The 18,283-nt window shown below is 34.9% G+C and carries 16 protein-coding genes and 6 tRNA genes; 20 read left to right on the top strand and 2 right to left on the bottom strand.

Annotated features, from left to right (window positions below; all coding sequences use genetic code 11):
* Positions 1 to 469 precede the first annotated feature (469 nt).
* The 8 genes from dnaG (at position 470) to CS937_RS11155 (ending at position 8,805) form a co-directional block, all read left to right on the top strand.
* A complete protein-coding gene (gene dnaG, locus CS937_RS11190) occupies positions 470 to 2,284 on the top strand; it encodes a DNA primase (protein WP_099158532.1) in 1,815 nt (604 codons plus the stop codon).
* Positions 2,285 to 2,314: 30 nt separating this feature from the next.
* Complete coding sequence (gene rpoD / locus CS937_RS11185) at positions 2,315 to 3,436, top strand: RNA polymerase sigma factor RpoD (protein ID WP_099158531.1); 1,122 nt, start codon at positions 2,315 to 2,317, stop codon at positions 3,434 to 3,436.
* Between the two features lie 106 nt (positions 3,437 to 3,542).
* Positions 3,543 to 4,082 carry a hypothetical protein gene (locus tag CS937_RS11180; RefSeq protein WP_099158530.1) on the top strand — a complete coding sequence of 180 codons (540 nt, stop codon included), beginning with the start codon at positions 3,543 to 3,545 and terminating at the stop codon, positions 4,080 to 4,082.
* A 103-nt stretch (positions 4,083 to 4,185) separates the two neighbouring features.
* Positions 4,186 to 4,566 (top strand): cytochrome c550, encoded by a 381-nt coding sequence (gene cccA, locus CS937_RS11175; protein WP_099158529.1) that lies wholly within the window; start codon positions 4,186 to 4,188, stop codon positions 4,564 to 4,566.
* Between the two features lie 83 nt (positions 4,567 to 4,649).
* Positions 4,650 to 5,369, top strand: a complete 720-nt coding sequence (locus CS937_RS11170) for a tRNA (adenine(22)-N(1))-methyltransferase (protein ID WP_099158528.1) — start codon at positions 4,650 to 4,652, stop codon at positions 5,367 to 5,369.
* Positions 5,350 to 6,465 carry a Nif3-like dinuclear metal center hexameric protein gene (locus CS937_RS11165; protein WP_099158527.1) on the top strand — a complete coding sequence of 372 codons (1,116 nt, stop codon included), beginning with the start codon at positions 5,350 to 5,352 and terminating at the stop codon, positions 6,463 to 6,465. The genes CS937_RS11170 and CS937_RS11165 overlap by 20 nt, the downstream gene beginning before the upstream one ends.
* Positions 6,466 to 6,541: 76 nt before the next feature.
* The gene (locus CS937_RS11160) at positions 6,542 to 7,858 is read left to right on the top strand and encodes a DEAD/DEAH box helicase (protein WP_099158526.1); all 1,317 of its coding nucleotides are present in this window, start codon (positions 6,542 to 6,544) and stop codon (positions 7,856 to 7,858) included.
* Positions 7,859 to 7,911: 53 nt separating this feature from the next.
* Complete coding sequence (locus CS937_RS11155) at positions 7,912 to 8,805, top strand: deoxyribonuclease IV (RefSeq protein WP_099158525.1); 894 nt, start codon at positions 7,912 to 7,914, stop codon at positions 8,803 to 8,805.
* 100 nt (positions 8,806 to 8,905) lie between these two features.
* Here CS937_RS11155 and CS937_RS11150 read toward each other — a convergent pair whose 3' ends face one another.
* A complete protein-coding gene (locus CS937_RS11150) occupies positions 8,906 to 9,190 on the bottom strand; it encodes a DUF2624 domain-containing protein (RefSeq protein WP_099158524.1) in 285 nt (94 codons plus the stop codon).
* A 184-nt stretch (positions 9,191 to 9,374) separates the two neighbouring features.
* Between CS937_RS11150 and CS937_RS11145 the strand changes: the two genes are divergently transcribed.
* The gene (locus CS937_RS11145) at positions 9,375 to 9,785 is read left to right on the top strand and encodes a DUF4190 domain-containing protein (RefSeq protein WP_099158523.1); all 411 of its coding nucleotides are present in this window, start codon (positions 9,375 to 9,377) and stop codon (positions 9,783 to 9,785) included.
* A gap of 32 nt (positions 9,786 to 9,817) precedes the next feature.
* Here the strand turns inward: CS937_RS11145 and CS937_RS11140 are convergent, their stop codons facing one another.
* On the bottom strand, positions 9,818 to 10,141 hold the full coding sequence (locus CS937_RS11140) for a hypothetical protein (RefSeq protein ID WP_099158522.1): 324 nt from the start codon (positions 10,139 to 10,141) through the stop codon (positions 9,818 to 9,820).
* Between the two features lie 79 nt (positions 10,142 to 10,220).
* On the opposite strand from CS937_RS11140, the gene CS937_RS11135 reads away from it, so the two are divergent.
* From CS937_RS11135 to CS937_RS11085, 11 genes are all read left to right on the top strand, one after another.
* Positions 10,221 to 10,877: an NfeD family protein gene (locus CS937_RS11135; RefSeq protein ID WP_099158521.1), complete on the top strand. Its 657-nt coding sequence runs from the start codon at positions 10,221 to 10,223 to the stop codon at positions 10,875 to 10,877.
* A gap of 476 nt (positions 10,878 to 11,353) precedes the next feature.
* Positions 11,354 to 12,979 carry a Na/Pi cotransporter family protein gene (locus tag CS937_RS11130; protein WP_099158520.1) on the top strand — a complete coding sequence of 542 codons (1,626 nt, stop codon included), beginning with the start codon at positions 11,354 to 11,356 and terminating at the stop codon, positions 12,977 to 12,979.
* 243 nt (positions 12,980 to 13,222) lie between these two features.
* Positions 13,223 to 13,297: transfer RNA gene (locus CS937_RS11125), tRNA-Asn, on the top strand.
* Positions 13,298 to 13,300: 3 nt separating this feature from the next.
* A tRNA-Met gene (locus CS937_RS11120) sits at positions 13,301 to 13,377 on the top strand.
* A gap of 28 nt (positions 13,378 to 13,405) precedes the next feature.
* Positions 13,406 to 13,481 (top strand) — tRNA-His (locus CS937_RS11115).
* A 13-nt stretch (positions 13,482 to 13,494) separates the two neighbouring features.
* Positions 13,495 to 13,571 (top strand) — tRNA-Ile (locus CS937_RS11110).
* Between the two features lie 10 nt (positions 13,572 to 13,581).
* A tRNA-Ser gene (locus tag CS937_RS11105) sits at positions 13,582 to 13,674 on the top strand.
* Positions 13,675 to 13,717: 43 nt separating this feature from the next.
* Positions 13,718 to 13,790: transfer RNA gene (locus CS937_RS11100), tRNA-Phe, on the top strand.
* A 182-nt stretch (positions 13,791 to 13,972) separates the two neighbouring features.
* Positions 13,973 to 14,584 (top strand): superoxide dismutase, encoded by a 612-nt coding sequence (locus CS937_RS11095; RefSeq protein WP_099158519.1) that lies wholly within the window; start codon positions 13,973 to 13,975, stop codon positions 14,582 to 14,584.
* 116 nt (positions 14,585 to 14,700) lie between these two features.
* Positions 14,701 to 15,972, top strand: coding sequence for an MFS transporter (locus tag CS937_RS11090; protein ID WP_099158518.1), 1,272 nt, complete (start codon positions 14,701 to 14,703; stop codon positions 15,970 to 15,972).
* A gap of 73 nt (positions 15,973 to 16,045) precedes the next feature.
* Positions 16,046 to 18,160 (top strand): peptidoglycan D,D-transpeptidase FtsI family protein, encoded by a 2,115-nt coding sequence (locus tag CS937_RS11085; protein WP_342748202.1) that lies wholly within the window; start codon positions 16,046 to 16,048, stop codon positions 18,158 to 18,160.
* Positions 18,161 to 18,283: the final 123 nt, after the last annotated feature.

Genomic DNA, 18,283 nt, shown 5'->3' with positions numbered 1-18,283 from the left:
AAAAAGTGAATAGGTACTAAAACATTCTGTAATAAAAATTGCAGAGTGTTTTATTTTGTAAAAATATATAATTTTTTTCTAGCATTTTAATATATATTGTATTATAATTAATATTTGTGTAAAAATGAAATAAGAAAGTTTATTACCTTTGATACTGTTGTAAAGGTCTAGATATTCAGAAAAATAAAACATTGCGAATTAAGAAGGATTCTTATTCTTTTATGTAGAAATAATGAATATACAAGAATGAGTGATTTTTTATCTCTTTTAGTATTTGCAACAAAGGTTTATCTTATTACCACAAGAGGCACAATGGTAAGTGATTACACAATTAAACATAGACATGTGTGCTCCTTCTAAACTTACATGACACAATAGAAGGAAATTTTTTTCGGGTTTAGAAAAAATATTGTCGAAACATGAAGGATTTTCTACATGTGGTCTCGAATAATAGAACGTGGTGGTCGATATGTCTAATCAGATTCCTGAAGAAGTAATTGAAGAAGTTAGAAAAGCCAACGATATTGCTGATGTTATTGGAGAATATGTACAATTGAAAAAGCAGGGGAGAAACTATGTTGGCTTATGTCCGTTTCATAGTGAAAAAACTCCCTCATTTTCAGTCACACAGGAAAAACAAATTTTTCATTGCTTTGGTTGTGGAAAAGGCGGAAATGTAGTGACATTTTTAATGGAGATGGAAAGCTTTTCATTTTATGAAGCATTGACATTTTTGGCTGATCGAAGTGGTATTAAGCTACCTGAAACAGGAGTCAGGAAAGAAAGTTCACTATCAATAGAAAGTCAAAATGTTTTATCAGCCTATGAGTGGTTGACCAAGCTTTATCATCATCTATTAAGATTTACGAAAGATGGGAAAGAAGGGTACAACTATTTTAAAGAAAGAGGGATAAGCGAGGAATCCATAGATACTTTTCAATTGGGTTTTGCATCAAAAGTGAAGGGCTTTACAGCAGAGTTTCTAGAGAAAAAAGGTTTTCATCAACAAGTTTTGGTTAAATCTGGCTTATTGACTTTACACGAAGATAATAGCGTTTCAGATCGTTTTAGTGGAAGGGTTATTTTCCCTATTCGAAATCATCTAGGTAAAACAATTGCATTTGGCGGTAGAACAATTACAGATCAAGAACCTAAGTATTTAAATAGCTCAGAAAGCGAACTGTTTCAAAAAGGTAAGATTCTGTATAATTTTGACTTAGCAAAAAAATATATCCGGAAAAGTAGTGAAGCTGTTTTATTTGAAGGATATATGGATGTTATTTCAGCATATCAGGCAGGTGTGAAAAATGTAATTGCAACATTAGGTACCGCCTTAACTGAAAGTCAAGCCAAACTGCTAAGACGTTATGTTGATACAGTAGTGCTTTGTTATGACTCCGATAAAGCCGGAACCGAGGCAACGTATAAAGCTGCCAACTTACTCCGTCAAGTAGGATGTCAGGTGAAAATAGCCCGATTAGATGACGGGATGGATCCAGATGAATATATTAAGACTTATGGTCCCGATGCATTTAACGATAAGGTAATCAGAGCTAGCGGTACGTACATGAGTTTTTATATGCGATACTTAAAAAAAGACTATAATTTAAATCTTGAAGGAGATCGCATTCAATATGTAGAAAATGTTCTTACTGAGCTTGCAAGGATTGATAGTTCCGTTGAACGGGAATATTATCTAAAAGAGCTTAGCAATGAATATAATTTATCGATGGATACCTTAGTTGAAGAAATTAAAAATCATCGCCAAAATATGGGGATCCATAAGGATAAGAGAGAAAAGAAAAGATATACTAATAGTGCTACAAAATATTATCAGTCAAAAAAGTTATTACCTGCTTTTCAAAATGCTGAAAAACAATTGATTGCATATATGTTGAAAGATAGGTCCATAACTGATAAAGTGCAGGAGGAAATAGGTGGGGCATTCAATATAGATGAGCACAAGATTATTGCCACTTATTTATATGCCTTTTATGAAGAAGGGCATACAGCTGATGTAAGTTTGTTTATTGAGAGGTTAACTGATCAGACAATTAAACAATTAGTTACTGAAATTGCAATGTCTCCTGTTATTGAGAATATTAGTGATCAGGAAATCAATGATTATATACGGATTATCCGTGCTGAAAATAATGACATGGCTAGTATTAAGACGTTAAAACAACAGCAGAGAATAGCTGAACAGCAGAACGATCCGCTAAAAGCTGCACAAATTGCAATGCAAATCATTGAAATACAAAAACAGTTAAAAAATACAAATTGAATTATTAGTAGTATGGAAGGAGGGGGACTCATGGCCGAAAATAAGCCGTCACAAACTAAGGAAAATGGAACTGAATTAACACTTGAACAAGCAAAAGACCAATTATTGGAATTGGGCAAAAAACGTGGTGTATTGGCTTATGAAGAAGTTGCCGATCGTTTGTCTGGATTCGAAATTGAATCAGATCAAGTGGACGAGTTTTATGAGTACCTAAATGAGCAAGGTGTTGAAGTAATCGGTGAGTCTGAAGAAGACCCTAAAATGCAACAAATAGCAAAAGAGGAAGAGTTCGATCTAAATGATTTAAGTGTACCCCTCGGTATAAAGATCAATGACCCGGTTCGTATGTATCTAAAGGAAATTGGTCGTGTAGATTTATTATCTGCAGCTGAAGAAATCGAACTTGCAAACAGAATTGAACAAGGTGATGATGAGGCAAAAAGACGCCTTGCTGAAGCAAACTTACGCCTTGTTGTAAGCATTGCAAAACGTTATGTAGGTAGAGGAATGTTGTTTTTAGACCTTATTCAAGAGGGAAATATGGGTCTAATGAAGGCTGTTGAAAAATTTGATTATCGTAAAGGATTTAAATTTAGTACGTATGCAACATGGTGGATTCGCCAGGCAATCACCCGTGCTATCGCTGACCAGGCAAGAACAATTCGTATTCCTGTACACATGGTAGAAACAATTAATAAGCTAATCCGTGTGCAACGTCAATTACTGCAGGATTTAGGACGAGAGCCTTCCCCTGAAGAAATTGGTAAGGAAATGGAACTTTCTCCTGATAAAGTACGAGATATTTTGAAAATTGCTCAAGAGCCAGTCTCATTAGAAACACCGATTGGAGAAGAAGATGATTCCCACTTAGGTGATTTTATTGAGGATCAAGAGGCGATTTCTCCTTCTGATCATGCTTCATATGAGCTATTAAAAGAACAGTTAGAAGATGTTTTAGATACACTTACAGACAGAGAAGAAAATGTATTACGCCTACGCTTCGGACTTGATGATGGACGCACAAGAACACTAGAAGAGGTTGGAAAGGTCTTCGGTGTTACAAGAGAGCGTATCCGTCAAATTGAAGCTAAAGCATTACGTAAATTACGCCATCCAAGTCGCAGTAAACGTTTAAAAGATTTCCTTGAATAAATGGGCTTCAGTCATTGGGCACAAATTGTGAACAATGACTGTACACCTGGATTTAAAACTTAATATTTTGAACCTGAATTTTGCCATTCAACCAGAGGTGATATGTATGGCAGAAGAACGAATTGCTACAATCGTTAAGGAAATAAATTATTGGAAACAGCATAAATTGCTTCCGGATATGTATTGTGATTACCTGCTTGCATTGTATACAAATGGGACAGGAGTTAGTGAAAATGATGCTTTAGTAGAAAAGCGTAAGATTAAAATTTCCTTAATCATACAAATTATATTACAGTTTCTCTTGGTACCGTTTTCATTTCTTGTTATATATTTTACGGAATTTCACCCCATAATGCAACTCAGTATCTTGTTTCTTTTTGTTGGTTCTTCTTATTGGCAATATAGGTCTTTTAAATTGGCAGATAATATATTATTTCATCTTTCATTAATCATCTTTTTGTTGCTGATTCTTCTGACTTCTGTTTTTATTAGTCAAGTTCTTACAAGTGTCCAATGGTTGACTGCGATGATAATATTATTGCATTTTATAGGATGGGTCGCTTGGAGTAAACAAAAGAGATTATTATATTTAAGGGTTATAGGAATAATTGGCATTATTTTTACATCATTTTACATTGTTCTATAAGTTTTCACAACTTATCCCTTTAAACTAAATTGATTTTCGAGTAAAATAAATATAGTCTTTTTAGCAAACTAGATTAAGGGGATTACATAAGGAGGAAATACGGATGAAAAGAAACGCAGTCATCCCTTATGCACTTATAGCCGTTATAGGGATTGCTTTGGTAATCGTTTTATCAGTTGTCGGTATTGGCCAGCGTGACGCTATTCAGAAGGCTGACGAAGGCGGCGGAGAGAAACAGGAGCAAACTGAAGGCGGTGCAACAGCAGATGATCCAGAAGCTATTTTTGAAAACAATTGTGCATCATGTCATGGTGCTGATTTGACAGGTGGAATGGGTCCGGACTTAACAAAGGTTGGTAGCCGACTATCTAAAGATGAAATTAAGGATATAGTTATGAATGGTAGAGGCGATATGCCACCTGGAATAATCAAAGAGGATGCGCAAGCAGAAGCGATAGCAAAATGGTTGTCTGAGAAAAAGTAATTTTATATTATTACAGGTTTAACTACAGAGAAAGCTTTCTGATACAATGCAGAAAGCTTTCTTTTATATACGAGGAGATAAAAATGAGTGAAAAATTAAAACCATCGAATAGACTAATGAATGTTGCTGCATACCTACCAAAAGGAGCTATTTTTGCTGATATTGGTTCAGATCATGCTTATTTACCATGTCATGTATGTATGCAGGATAGCACAGCGAAAGCAATAGCTGGTGAAGTGAATGTTGGTCCATATCGAAGTGCAGAGGAAACGGTAAACCATTATAATTTGGCGAATATGGTCGATGTCCGTTTAGGGGATGGACTAGCGGTGATTAGAAAGGGCGAAATAAAACAACTTGTTATCGCAGGTATGGGAGGCACACTCATTCATGCTATTTTAGAGAATGGAAAGGATAAACTTAAGTCTGTTGAACGCATTATTACGCAACCAAACGTAGACGCAAAAAGTGTACGTACATGGATGGTTAAAAACAATTATGAAATCATAGCTGAAGAGGTAATCGAAGAAAATGGACATTTCTATGAAATAATTGTTGGTGATCTGAATACAAGTGGAAATACATTAGAACTTACCGAAAAAGAATTATTATTTGGACCATTACTATTACAAAATAAATCCGATGCTTTTTACTCTAAATGGAAACAGGAGATGGAAAAGCTGAAGTTTGTTATCATACAAATGAAACAGGCAAATGTCCCGGTTAATGATAAAATCAGTCAGTTTCAATCTGAACTTGAGTGGATAAGGGAGGAAATACAAGATGGCAAAAACAATCCGTAATCTAGATGTTTTTCGAATGCTTGAGGAATGGGCACCAAAACATTTAGCCTATGATTGGGATAATGTTGGAATGCAGCTTGGATCGTTATCAAAACCTGTAAGAAAAATTATGGTTACCCTAGATGTATTAGAATCGGTTGTGGAAGAAGCTATTGAAAATAATGTTGATTTAATTATTGCCCATCACCCACTGTTCTTTAAGTCAATCAAACAGGTAAATGTTGAGTCACCACAAGGGCGTATTATTCAAAAACTAATCCAGAATGATATAACAGTATACGCGGCACATACCAATTTAGATGTAGCAGATGGTGGCGTTAATGATATGTTGTGCGACATACTTGAATTAAACACAAAAGAAGTTTTGATAGAGTCACATAGAGAAAAATTAGTAAAAGTTGCAGTCTATGTACCAGATACACATAGTACAGAGGTTAGGGAAGCACTTAGTAATAGTGGTGCTGGTCATATTGGTAACTATAGTCATTGTACATTTCAAACACCGGGTAAAGGTAGTTTTAAACCATTAGAAGGAAGTAATCCCTATATCGGACAGGCGAATGAATTAGAAATGGTAGAAGAAGTAAAAATAGAAACAATTGTACCAGAATCAATTCTTCCTTCTGTGTTGAATGCTATGGAAAATGCTCATCCTTATGACGAAGTTGCCTATGATGTTTATCCAATGGAAATTCAAGGAGAAGCAACTGGGATTGGCAGAATTGGTTTATTAGAAAATAGTATGACACTTGAATCGTTTTGTGAACATGTGAAAAACAAATTAAATGTTCCAAATGTAAGAGTGACAGGGAATTTAAAAGCAAAAGTCAAAAACGTAGCAATTTTGGGTGGAAGTGGAGAGAAGTACATATATGATGCGCTAAATAAGGGTGCTGATGTATATGTTACAGGTGACATGACATTTCATGTGGCGCAGGATGCGTGGCAAATGGGTCTTTCTGTTATTGATCCGGGGCATCATGTAGAAAAAGTTATGAAACAGGCAACAAAACACTATTTAGATCAAAAATTGCAACAGCATAATGTCGATGTTCTGGTTTCACATGCAAATACAGAACCATTTCGCTTTATTTAATAAAGTCCTTTATAATGAAAAACAGGCTATATATTCGGATGGTGTAAACACTATTCAAAAAAAGGAGTATTTTAATATGGAAAACAATAACTTTAGTCAGTTCTCTTTCCACCCGATTTTAAAGGATGTAATTGAACGACTGCAATTTTATAACCCGACTGCGATACAGCAAGAAATAATTCCAGCTATTTTAAATGGTCAAAGTGTAATAGGGCAGTCTCATACCGGATCTGGTAAAACACATGCATATTTGTTGCCATTGTTTAATCAAATTGATGCTAGCAAACGGGAAGTGCAATTTGTTATTACAGCACCTACCAGGGAGCTTGCAATGCAAATTCATGAAGAAGTAAAGAAAATCATTCATTATGCTGATAAGGATCAAAAATGGATTTCCAAACTATTAGTCGGTGGAACTGATAAGCAAAAAATGATGGAAAAATTGAAAGAACCGCCACATATTATTGTTGGCACACCAGGAAGGATATTGGATTTGGTTAAAGAGGAAGCTATTTCTATTTATTCGGCCAAGTCTTTTGTCATTGACGAAGCTGATCTCATGTTAGATTTAGGATTTATCAATGAGGTTGATCAATTACTGGTTCGTTCTAGAAAAAATATTCAATTACTCGTCTTTTCCGCAACAATTCCACAGCGATTGGAACATTTCTTTAGAAAATATTTAGAAAATCCGTTACATGTAAAAATTGATGACAAGCTTTCTCCAGAAACAATGGAACACCGATTAATTGCATTAAAACATCGTAAGGAATCTGATATTATTGTTGAAATTTCAAAGTCCATTCAACCTTATTTGGCAATTATTTTTACCAATGGAAAACAAATTGCTAATGAATTAGCTGCTGAGTTACAACAAAAAGGAATGGATGTAGGATTAATCCACGGCGGATTATCTCCGAGAGAGCGAAAACGTGTATTAAAGGACATTCAAAACTTACGATATCAATATATCGTGGCAACCGATTTGGCTTCGAGAGGAATTGATATAAAAGGAGTAAGCCATGTTATAAACGCGCAACTGCCGAAAGAAGAAGAGTTTTACATTCATCGTGTAGGGAGAACAGCACGTGCTGGAATGGAAGGTACTGCCATTAGTTTGTATGATGAACAGGATATTAAACTTATTGAGAAATTAGAACAAAAAGGATTAGAGTTTACTTATTATGATGTTAAGAATAATGAATGGCAAGAGGTAAAAGCCTGGAATGAAAGAACTTTAAGGGCAAAAACGGAAACAAACATTGAAAAAGAAGCTTGGAAACAGGTTAAAAAAACTAAAAAGGTAAAGCCTGGTTATAAGAAAAAAATGATAAGACAGAAAGATGCAATTAAAAAACAACTTTCAAAAAAGGAAAAGTATAAGAAGAAATAATCGCCCATATATGATAACATCACAGTAGTTGTAGTTTAGAGAGGGGAAAGAATATGTTGAAAATAGGATCACATGTATCAATGAGTGGAAAAAAAATGCTTTTAGGATCAAGTGAAGAAGCTGTTTCTTATGGTTCCAACGTATTTATGATTTATACTGGTGCTCCGCAAAACACTCGCAGAAAACCGATTGAAGAGCTTAATATAGCAGCAGGAATTGAGCATATGGATAAAAATGGAATTGTTGATGTTGTCGTTCATGCTCCTTATATAATTAACATCGGGAACTCAGTAAAAAATGCAACCTTTGAATTAGGGGTGAACTTTTTACGCAATGAAATAGAACGTACGGAAGCTTTAGGTGCTAAGCAAATTGTACTTCATCCAGGTGCACATGTTGGAGCTGGGGCAAGTGACGGAATTGAAAAGATTATTGAAGGTTTAAACGAAGTGTTGGAAAAGGATCAAAATGTTCAAATTGCTCTCGAAACAATGGCAGGAAAAGGTTCTGAAATTGGTCGTACATTTGATGAATTAGCGAAAATCTTCGATGGTGTAACACTCAATGAAAAGTTATCAGTATGTCTTGATACGTGTCATATTCATGATGCGGGATATGATGTTGTAAATGATTTTGATGGTGTATTAAATCAATTTGATAAAATTATCGGTCTTGATCGTTTAAAAGTAATTCACGTTAATGATAGTAAAAATGAACGTGGGGCTCATAAGGATCGTCATGAAAACATCGGATTTGGTCATATTGGATACAAAGCTCTTCGTTATGTCATTCATCACCCGCAATTGCAAGAGCTTCCAAAAATATTGGAGACTCCATATGTTGGTGAAGATAAGAAAAACAAAAAACCGCCATACAAATTTGAAATTGAAATGATAAAAGGCGATACCTTTGACGAGGATTTAAAAGAAAAAATTGTAAATCAATAAAATAAAAGGAATAACGTCCACTATCGTCGTTATTCCTTTTATTTTAATAAAGGAATACGATTTTCCATTTGAAAAAGCAACAATCTTCTAGAAAACAGTTTTAATAAAAAAGGTGCTCTAAACCATAGGATTTAATAATTTCCTCAAATAATTTTTGTGCTTTTTTTGCAGTTTGAAGATCAGTAATACGAGCTAATTCTTTTAACATTATTACTCGATCTTGAGCACTGAATGGGTTAATTTGGTTGTTTTTTAAGTATTTAGTGATATTCTGTGCTTCATTTTTGGATAAGTTAAAACCATATTTCTTACTATAATGAAGTAGCTCGTCTGGAGAAAGTTGCTTCATTTTTTTACCTATCATTTCTTTTATGAAAGTAGACATTCATCATTCCCCTTTAATTCCATTACTGATTTATTCTATGCTGTAATGGATTAAAAAGAAGCTTGGACAGGTGAAAAAAAACAGTACAACATTGTGTTTTTCCATAAAATAACACCGTTATTATAGAAAAGTATCCATAAACTATAAACGCACCTCAATTAAATGGGAAGAGAGGTATCTGTTTATGGATGAATATGGACGTACTACGAACAATGTTAACAGGCCAACATCCAAAAGTGAAAATGACACACAAGATTTTGCTGCAACAAATTTAAATGGACAGCGAGATTCGACTATACAACCATCGAGGTTAAACGATGAAGAAACAGCTGCCGAAATGACTGCTGATGATTTCGATCGACCGGTAACAATGGAAGATGATGATTCAAATACACATGCAAACAGTACGTTTGGATGGATTGCTTTAGCATTATCCATTGTATCATTTTTCGTATGGCCGATCGTTCTTGGTGGAGCAGGGATTATTGTAGGTTTCATTGCTAAAAGCCGCGATGCAGACACGCTAGGTAATACTGCTATTATCGCAGGTGCTGTATCCATTATCATTACACTCTTTATATTGCCATTTGTATAAAAATAGAGAGGCTGACTATTTTGTTAGCCTCTCTATTTATATAGTGGAAAGTAGTAATAATTACCAACTTTTAATTCGTGTGGACTAACCTCATTGTTAATTGCCTTAAAATCAGACAATATTTTAGTTATATCCAATGTTTTGTTATTGTTATTTACCTCTTCCATAATTGATAAAACTGTATCCCCTGATTGTACTTTAACCTTAACCACCTTATATTTTTTAGATGTTTGCTCTATTTCAATTGGTTTATTAAGTTCAAGACTTTCTTGTGTTCCACTTGTTAAATCTTTATAAACGCTTATTATTAACAATAGAATTACTAAGAAAATTCCACATTTTTGTAAAAAGTTCATATTATTTTCTCCTTTTAATGAAACTCTGAACAGTATTAATGCGTATAACTAAATAAGTAAAGGGTGAAGGAGGGGGATTATGGATATATTGTCTACTGATTGGATAGGTTTTATCATAACTGGGTTTGGAACGCTATTTCTAATTGGAGAAATATTAGTGAATATGCGTGGATTTTTTGCTCTTATTGGAATTGGTTTTATTACAGTATATTTTTCCGCATATTTAGAAGGCTCCTTTATCATTATGATTATTATTTATTTTATAGGTTTATTACTCATAATCATTGACGGAAAATTGTTAAATGATGGAACACTTGCAACGCTTGGTTTAGCGAGTATGTTACTATCAGTGGCTTTAGCAGCACCAAATATTTATGCAGGTATTTATGCCGTGATTGGTGTATTAATTGGTGGCTTTTCTGCATTCTTTTTCTTGAAGGTTTTTAAACGTCGTGATATGTGGTCAAAATTAACGTTAAGAGATCAATTAACGGAAGAAGCCGGCTACAACTCCATGAACAACGAATATAAAAAATTGGTAAACGAGACCGGAAAAACGTTAAATGATTTGCGTCCAGTCGGTACTGTTTGTATTAATAATAAAGATTATAGCGCATTATCAAACGGTCGCTGGATTCCTAAAGGTAGTCTGGTTCGAGTGGTACAGGTAGACGGTACAAAAATACTTGTAGAAGAAATAAACGATAAACAACAAGGCAATACTCTTGAAACGTAAAAGACAATCAAGAGTATTGTTTTTTTGGGACGGCTGTTCTCTAAAAAATACACATGCTTAATCTTTTTACATAGTTGATATAATCGAAGTAAGTACTATATTGATTTCGCACTTTCGATTTCCCCGCAGCCCGTATACACTATACTTTTCGGGGCGGATGGAGAGCTCTCGCCCTAGGAGTATCCGTGTATACGGACTGCTTGTAACAGGGTGCGTGTAGTATTTTCCCGTAGCGGTCGCAGCGTATCAAATATGATTTTGTGTTATGTCGCAGTTTCTGGCGAACAAGACTTTGTAAAAACAAACAATGTATGAGATTAATTATTGGGTAGAGAATATATTACAGAACGCTTTTATGATCAATTGTAAATTTAATGTTAAGAATGTTATACATACCTTTACAAAATGTTTATATGTAATTAATAATGAAAAAGTATACGACAGAATTCTACACAGATGAAGGGATGGTATAATCATTGGATATTGATATACAGAAGCTGATTTTTGAGTTTATTGGGGGCTTAGGTATATTCCTCATAGGTATAAAATTCATGGGGGAAGGCTTGCAGAAGTCAGCTGGCGATCGACTAAGAGAAATTTTGGATAGATTTACAAGCAATCCCTTTTTAGGTGTACTTGCAGGTATGATTGTGACCATACTTATTCAAAGTAGTTCAGGCACAACGGTGTTAACTGTAGGTCTAGTAAATGCCGGGTTTATGACATTAAGACAAGCTATCGGCGTCATTATGGGTGCAAATATTGGTACGACGGTTACCGCATTTATTATAGGTATTGATTTAGGCGAATATGCGTTACCAATCATTGCAATTGGCTGTTTCTTAATATTTTTCTTCAAAAATCAAAAAGTTACTTCTTTAGGTCAAGCTATCTTTGGTTTTGGTGCACTATTTTTTGGCTTAGAATTGATGAGTAGTGGTATGTCTCCACTTAGAGAATTAGAATCATTCCATGAACTTACTTTAAACATGAGTTCAAATCCAGTATTAGGTGTTGTAATTGGTACTTTGTTTACTGTGATTGTCCAAAGTTCTAGTGCAACAATTGGTATCCTTCAAGGGCTGTTTTCAGAGGGAGCAATTGATATCAGAGCGGCGGTACCAGTATTGTTTGGGGACAATATTGGTACAACAATAACTGCAGTTTTAGCTGCGATAGGTACTAGTGTCGCGGCAAAAAGAGCAGCATTTACTCATGTCATTTTTAATCTTGTCGGTACAACTATTTTTCTAATCTTGTTAGGTTTGTTTACAAGATATGTTTCCTTTTTACAAGCCCAGTTTAACTTAAATGCAGAAATGACTATTGCGTTTGCGCATGGCAGTTTTAATTTAGCAAACACTATTATTCAATTTCCGTTTATTGGAGCATTGGCATGGATTGTTACGAAAATAATTCCGGGTGAAGATGCCATTGTAGAATATAAACCAAAACATTTAGACCCAATTTTTATTCAACAATCTTCTACCTTAGCCTTAGACCAAGCCAAGGCAGAAATTATTCGTATGGGTGAGTATGCAGTTAAAGGACTAGAGGAAACAAATCTTTATTTAACTACGCAGCAACAAAAGCATTCAGAAGTAGCTACACAGGTTGAGGGTGCTTTAAATAATTTAGACAGAAAAATTACCGAGTATTTAGTAGAGGTTTCTGGTGGGTCAATGTCAGAATTAGAAAGTGTTAAGCATACCGCACTTATGGATTCTGTTCGTGATATTGAACGGATTGGTGATCATTTTGAAAATATTATAGAGTTAATTGATTACAAAATATCCAATAAAGTATATTTAACAGATCAAGCTAAAGAAGATTTAAATAATATGTTTGATTTGACCATATTAACTGTAAAACAAGCTGTTAAAGCCTTAGATAAAATGGATAGAGAAGAGGCCCTGGCAGTTATTCAAAAAGAGGACCAAATTGATAAAATGGAACGAAACTATCGGAAAAAACATATTATTCGTATGAATGAAGGGTTATGTGATGGATCAGCCGGAATTGTATTTGTTGATATCATCAGCAACCTGGAACGTATTGGAGACCACGCTGTAAATATAGCGGAGGAAGTTTTGGGTGATTAATTAGTAAAAATTATGGTCTTTTCTCGGATTTTGACGAGGGAAGACCATTTTTGATTTTTATGTAAATTATATTTTTGATATTTTTTATTGAAATCTATTAAGGAAGATGCTATAGTATTTATTGTTGTTTCATTTACATAACGTTTTCGAAAAATTGATTGCAAAAAGTTATTGACATTTGTTGTCAGACATGATAAATTATATTTCGTCGCTTGTTAATAATAAATCATTTTAAATCACTATTCCACAGTAGCTCAGTGGTAGAGCTATCGGCTGTTAACCGATCGGTCGTAGGTTCGAATCCTACCTGTGGAGCCATATGGCGGTGTAGCTCAGCTGGCGAGAGCGTACGGTTCATACCCGTGAGGTCGGGGGTTCGATCCCCTCCGCCGCTACCATACTTAATTTTAAATAAACAATATAATGGCGGTCGTGGCGAAGTGGTTAACGCACCGGATTGTGGCTCCGGCACTCGTGGGTTCGATCCCCACCGGTCGCCCCATAAAAATATTGAAGGACCCTTAGCTCAGTTGGTTAGAGCTATCGGCTCATAACCGATCGGTCGCAGGTTCGAGTCCTGCAGGGTCCACCATTAAAAACTCGGAGGAATACCCAAGTCTGGCTGAAGGGATCGGTCTTGAAAACCGACAGGGGTGTCAAAGCCCGCGGGGGTTCGAATCCCTCTTCCTCCTCCATACATAATAGATGTCAGTGTAAAATTACTAACGAATATATTACGGCTCTGTAGCTCAGTCGGTAGAGCAAAGGACTGAAAATCCTTGTGTCGGCGGTTCGATTCCGTCCGGAGCCACTTTCATTTGAACAAGCGAATGCTTGTTTTTTTTATTATCGGAAATATAATTATGATTTTCACTGTTCTTACTGTAAAAAAATGCATATAATTTGCAAGTATAATAAAGCTCTGATAATCTTGCTTTAAAAGGGGAAATGCTATACCCTTTTAATCTTATTTTTTAAGGGAGGAAGTTTAAAATGGCAAAATTTGAATTACCAGAATTACCATACGCATATGATGCTTTAGAACCATCAGTGGACAAAGAAACAATGAATATTCACCATACGAAGCATCACAATACTTATGTAACAAAACTTAACGGTGCACTTGAAGGACATGCAGACCTTCAAAGTAAATCTCTTGAGGATCTTGTGAGTAATTTAGATGCAGTGCCTGAAAATATTCGTACAGCTGTACGCAATAATGGTGGCGGACATGCGAACCACAGCTTATTCTGGAAAGTTCTTTCACCTAATGGTGGCGGCGAACCATCTGGAGAATTAGCTGATAAAATAAACGGTAAATTTGGTAGCTTTGATAAATTCAAAGAAGAATTTGAAGCTGCTGCAACTGGACGTTTTGGATCTGGTTGGGCATGGTTAGTTGTAAACAATGGAGAACTTGAAGTAACAAGCACTCCTAACCAAGACACTCCTTTAATGGAAGGTAAAACACCTATCTTAGGACTTGACGTTTGGGAACATGCTTATTATCTTAAATACCAAAACAAACGTCCTGAATATGTTTCAGCTTTCTGGAATGTAGTTAACTGGGATGAAGTGACAAAAAATTATAATAATGCAAAATAAATAATGATTTTAAAAGCGTATGGGCATTGCTCATGCGCTTATTTTGTTTTAAAAAGCTTCCGTATATCTTATGATGATTTGCCAACACTAAAGTTATACAGAAGGGGAGCTTAATAATGGGAAAAGGAATAGAATACATAACTGGAAAAGTTGATATAACAAGAGATTTGGTTTTTTTATTAGTGATTGGAGGACTCTATTCATTAGGGATTTTTCTATCCAATACATTTGTAAATATTTATTTATGGAAACAGTCTGGTGACTATATTACGATTGCAATGTACAATTTAGGTATATTTTTGTTTCAACCAATTACGTTTATTCTCGCTGGTAAAATAGCGAAGAGGATTGATCGAGTAATCGTACTGCGCTTAGGGGTAATATTTTTATCTCTATTTTTTTTGAGTGTTTTAATCATTGCTGACAAAGCTTCAACTTATAATTTTGTGCTAGGAAGTCTTCTTGGCGTAGGATATGGATTCTATTGGCTTGCATTTAATGTCTTAACCTTTGAGATAACTGAACCCGAAACGAGAGATTTTTTTAATGGATTTTTGGGGATTTTACAATCATTTGGCGGTATGGTTGGTCCACTATTAGCAGGGATTATTATAGCTAACATGTCCGAAAACTTTGGGTATAAAACAATTTTCACCGTTTCCTTTATATTATTTATAGGTGCTGTTGCCTGTAGCTTTTTACTAAAAAGACGCCAAGCTGAAGGGGGCTTTCATTTTAAGCGAATTCTGATAGAGCGTCATCACAATAAAAATTGGAGAAAAATCCTTCATGCACATATTTTTCAAGGATTACGAGAAGGGATTTTCGGATTTATCATTGCTATTTGGGTCTTCTTGGTTACAAAAAGTGAATTTGCTTTAGGTATGTTTAATTTATTCTTGTCAGGTCTTTCGTTTGTGTTTTACTTTGCAGTTACAAAATTTATTAAACCATATAGAAGAAAGAAGGCAATATTGGCGGGAGCATTAATTCTTTACTTTTCCATTTATATTATTTTGTTTCATATAAGCTATGCGAACCTAATTTTTTACGCTATTCTAATTGGTATTGCCTATCCAATAATAAATGTTCCGTATGCATCACTTACATACGATGTTATTGGAAAGGGCTGGAAGGCAAAAGAATTACGTGTGGAATACATTGTTGTTAGAGAATTGTTTGTTAATATTGGTCGTGTTTCATCTATTCTTATCTTTCTTATTACAGTATCTCTATTTCAAGCTGAAAAGGTTATTCCTATTTTATTGGTAACATTAGGCACAGGTCATTTGTTTATTTACTTTTTCATTAGAAATATTTATTTAGGAAGCTCTCCCAAAAAAGAAGTAATGATAAAGGAACAAATGACTGACGAAAAAAATCGCTAAAATCTGTTAGAATTTATGATAATACATGATATAATAGGAGGTAATGTGCGTACTGAATGGGGGGAGATTCTTGGTGAATAATAAGAAAAAGAAGAAAAAGGCACAGCTTCCCTTTCGTTTAAACATATTATTTTTTGTGGTCTTTTTGTTATTTTCTGTTTTAGTACTTCAATTAGGAGTTGTCCAAATCCTAAATGGGGAAGGCTTTCAAAAAGAAATCGATCGAACAATTAAAGATACGACAAAAATTCCTGTACCTCGTGGAAAAATGTATGACCGAAATGGAAATGTGGTAGTGGACAATAAACCATTGTATGCCATAACTTATACGCCAGCTAAGGGCGTTGATGCAACGAAACGATTGGAAGTTGCTGAAAAATTGTCAGAATATATTTCCATGTACAATAAAGAGAATAAAGAAGAGGTACTAGAAACTATCACAGAACGGAATAAGAAAGAATATTGGTATCTGCTACATCAGGAAGAAGCAAAAGATCGTTTATCTGCAAAAGAAGCAGAAGGTATGGAACCAGCTGAACAATACAATACAATTTTAGACCGAATCACTAAGGAAGAAATTAGCAACTTTTCAGATAAGGATAAAGAGATTATGCTTATCAAAAAGGAACTTGATAAGGCACAAACGCTTACACCTCAAGTTGTAAAGAATGAAAATGTCACACCAGAAGAATATGCCCGCGTCGCTGAGCATTTAAGTGAACTTGAGGGAATTAATGCAACGACAGATTGGGATCGTATATATCCGTTTGATGAAACCTTTAGTAATTTCTTCGGTACAATAACATCACAAGAACAAGGGATATTAGCTGAAAAAGAAGAATACTATTTATCCCATGGATACAAACCGAATGATCGGGTTGGGAAGAGCGGTTTAGAAGAGCAGTACGAAAATGTATTAAGAGGTAGAAAAGAGCAAATCCTGTATACAACAAATAAGGAAGGTAAGATAATTGATTCCGAAGTAGCTGTTGAGGGTGAGCGTGGAAAAGATTTAGTTTTAACGGTTGATATGGAACTGCAAAAACGGATTGATAAAATTGTTCTTGATGTTTTAAAAAATGAAAAATCGGAACATCCATACGGAAATAGACATTTAAATGATGCGATGGTAGTTATGATGCGACCACAGACAGGAGAAATTTTAGCAGTTTCAGGAAAGTATTATGATGAAGAGGATAAAGAGTATAAGAATGCTGCATTAAGAACATTGTATTCTTCCCATCGTCCTGGTTCAGCAATAAAGGGTGCTACTGTGTTGGCAGGTCTACAGTCTGGAGTAATAAAGCCTAATAAAACCTTTGTTGATAAGCCAATTTATATTGGTAAAAATTCGGACGGAAAAACGTCATGGACAGGTAACTTAGGGGCAGTAAATGATATTACAGCACTACAAAAATCATCTAACGTATATATGTTCTACATTGCCATGCGTATGGGCGGTGACTTTAATTATGTTCCATATGACAATCTATCGTTTGATTGGGAATCCAAGCCGTTTCAAAGATTACGTAATTACTATAGCCAGTTTGGTCTAGGAGTGAAAACGGGAATTGATTTTCCATATGAAGCTTCTGGATACAAAGGGGTTAATCCACAAGCAGGTAATTTTTTGGACTTTGCGATTGGGCAGTATGATACATTTACAGCTATGCAGTTGGCGCAATACGTTTCAACAATTGCTAACGATGGATATCGAGTGCGCCCGCATTTAGTGAAGGAAATTCGAATGCCTACACCTTATGAAAATAATTTAGGTCCTGTTTATAAAAGTATAAATACCGATGTGTTAAATCGGATTGACATGAAACAAAGTTATATTGAGCGTGTCCAGGAAGGATTTCGCAGAGCTTTTCAGGAACCTGGTGGAACAGCATATAGCTGGTTCAGTGATAAGGATTATAATCCAGCTGGAAAAACAGGTACAGCAGAGAATAGTGCGGAAGGCGACTATACAGAAAATTTAACACTAGTTGGGTATGCACCATTTGATAAACCGGAGATTGCATTTTCTGTTATTGTACCGAACACTGGAGGAAGTAAGTATGGTCATCCTAATGATGATATAGGTGAAAGAATACTAGATGCATATTTTGATTTAAAAGAAGAACGTGCAAAATCAAGTGACAATGATAATAGTGACAAAAAAGATGAAAAAACGGAAGAATAAAAATTATAAATTTGCCAAAACCTTTTGTATAAATAGGTTTTGGCTTTTTTTGTGTGTAAATATGCTATATGTTGATTCAACCATCTTTCTTTAACTTTACGTTATCTTTACATGTAGTTAATA

This window comes from Virgibacillus ndiopensis (genome assembly GCF_900187325.1).
Taxonomy (GTDB): Bacteria; Bacillota; Bacilli; order Bacillales; family Amphibacillaceae; genus Virgibacillus_E; species Virgibacillus_E ndiopensis.
This window is presented reverse-complemented; position numbering and strand designations above follow the sequence as displayed.

Bases quoted from the DNA above. Each gene is read 5' to 3' on its own strand.
- CS937_RS11090 (WP_099158518.1), top strand. From the start codon at position 14,701: ATGGGAAAAGGAATAGAATACATAACTGGAAAAGTTGATATAACAAGA.
- rpoD (WP_099158531.1), top strand. From the start codon at position 2,315: ATGGCCGAAAATAAGCCGTCACAAACTAAGGAAAATGGAACTGAATTA.
- CS937_RS11180 (WP_099158530.1), top strand. From the start codon at position 3,543: ATGGCAGAAGAACGAATTGCTACAATCGTTAAGGAAATAAATTATTGG.
- dnaG (WP_099158532.1), top strand. From the start codon at position 470: ATGTCTAATCAGATTCCTGAAGAAGTAATTGAAGAAGTTAGAAAAGCC.
- CS937_RS11160 (WP_099158526.1), top strand. From the start codon at position 6,542: ATGGAAAACAATAACTTTAGTCAGTTCTCTTTCCACCCGATTTTAAAG.
- CS937_RS11095 (WP_099158519.1), top strand. From the start codon at position 13,973: ATGGCAAAATTTGAATTACCAGAATTACCATACGCATATGATGCTTTA.
- CS937_RS11165 (WP_099158527.1), top strand. From the start codon at position 5,350: ATGGCAAAAACAATCCGTAATCTAGATGTTTTTCGAATGCTTGAGGAA.
- CS937_RS11140 (WP_099158522.1), bottom strand. From the start codon at position 10,141: ATGAACTTTTTACAAAAATGTGGAATTTTCTTAGTAATTCTATTGTTA.
- CS937_RS11145 (WP_099158523.1), top strand. From the start codon at position 9,375: ATGGATGAATATGGACGTACTACGAACAATGTTAACAGGCCAACATCC.
- CS937_RS11170 (WP_099158528.1), top strand. From the start codon at position 4,650: ATGAGTGAAAAATTAAAACCATCGAATAGACTAATGAATGTTGCTGCA.
- CS937_RS11135 (WP_099158521.1), top strand. From the start codon at position 10,221: ATGGATATATTGTCTACTGATTGGATAGGTTTTATCATAACTGGGTTT.
- CS937_RS11150 (WP_099158524.1), bottom strand. From the start codon at position 9,190: ATGTCTACTTTCATAAAAGAAATGATAGGTAAAAAAATGAAGCAACTT.
- CS937_RS11155 (WP_099158525.1), top strand. From the start codon at position 7,912: ATGTTGAAAATAGGATCACATGTATCAATGAGTGGAAAAAAAATGCTT.
- cccA (WP_099158529.1), top strand. From the start codon at position 4,186: ATGAAAAGAAACGCAGTCATCCCTTATGCACTTATAGCCGTTATAGGG.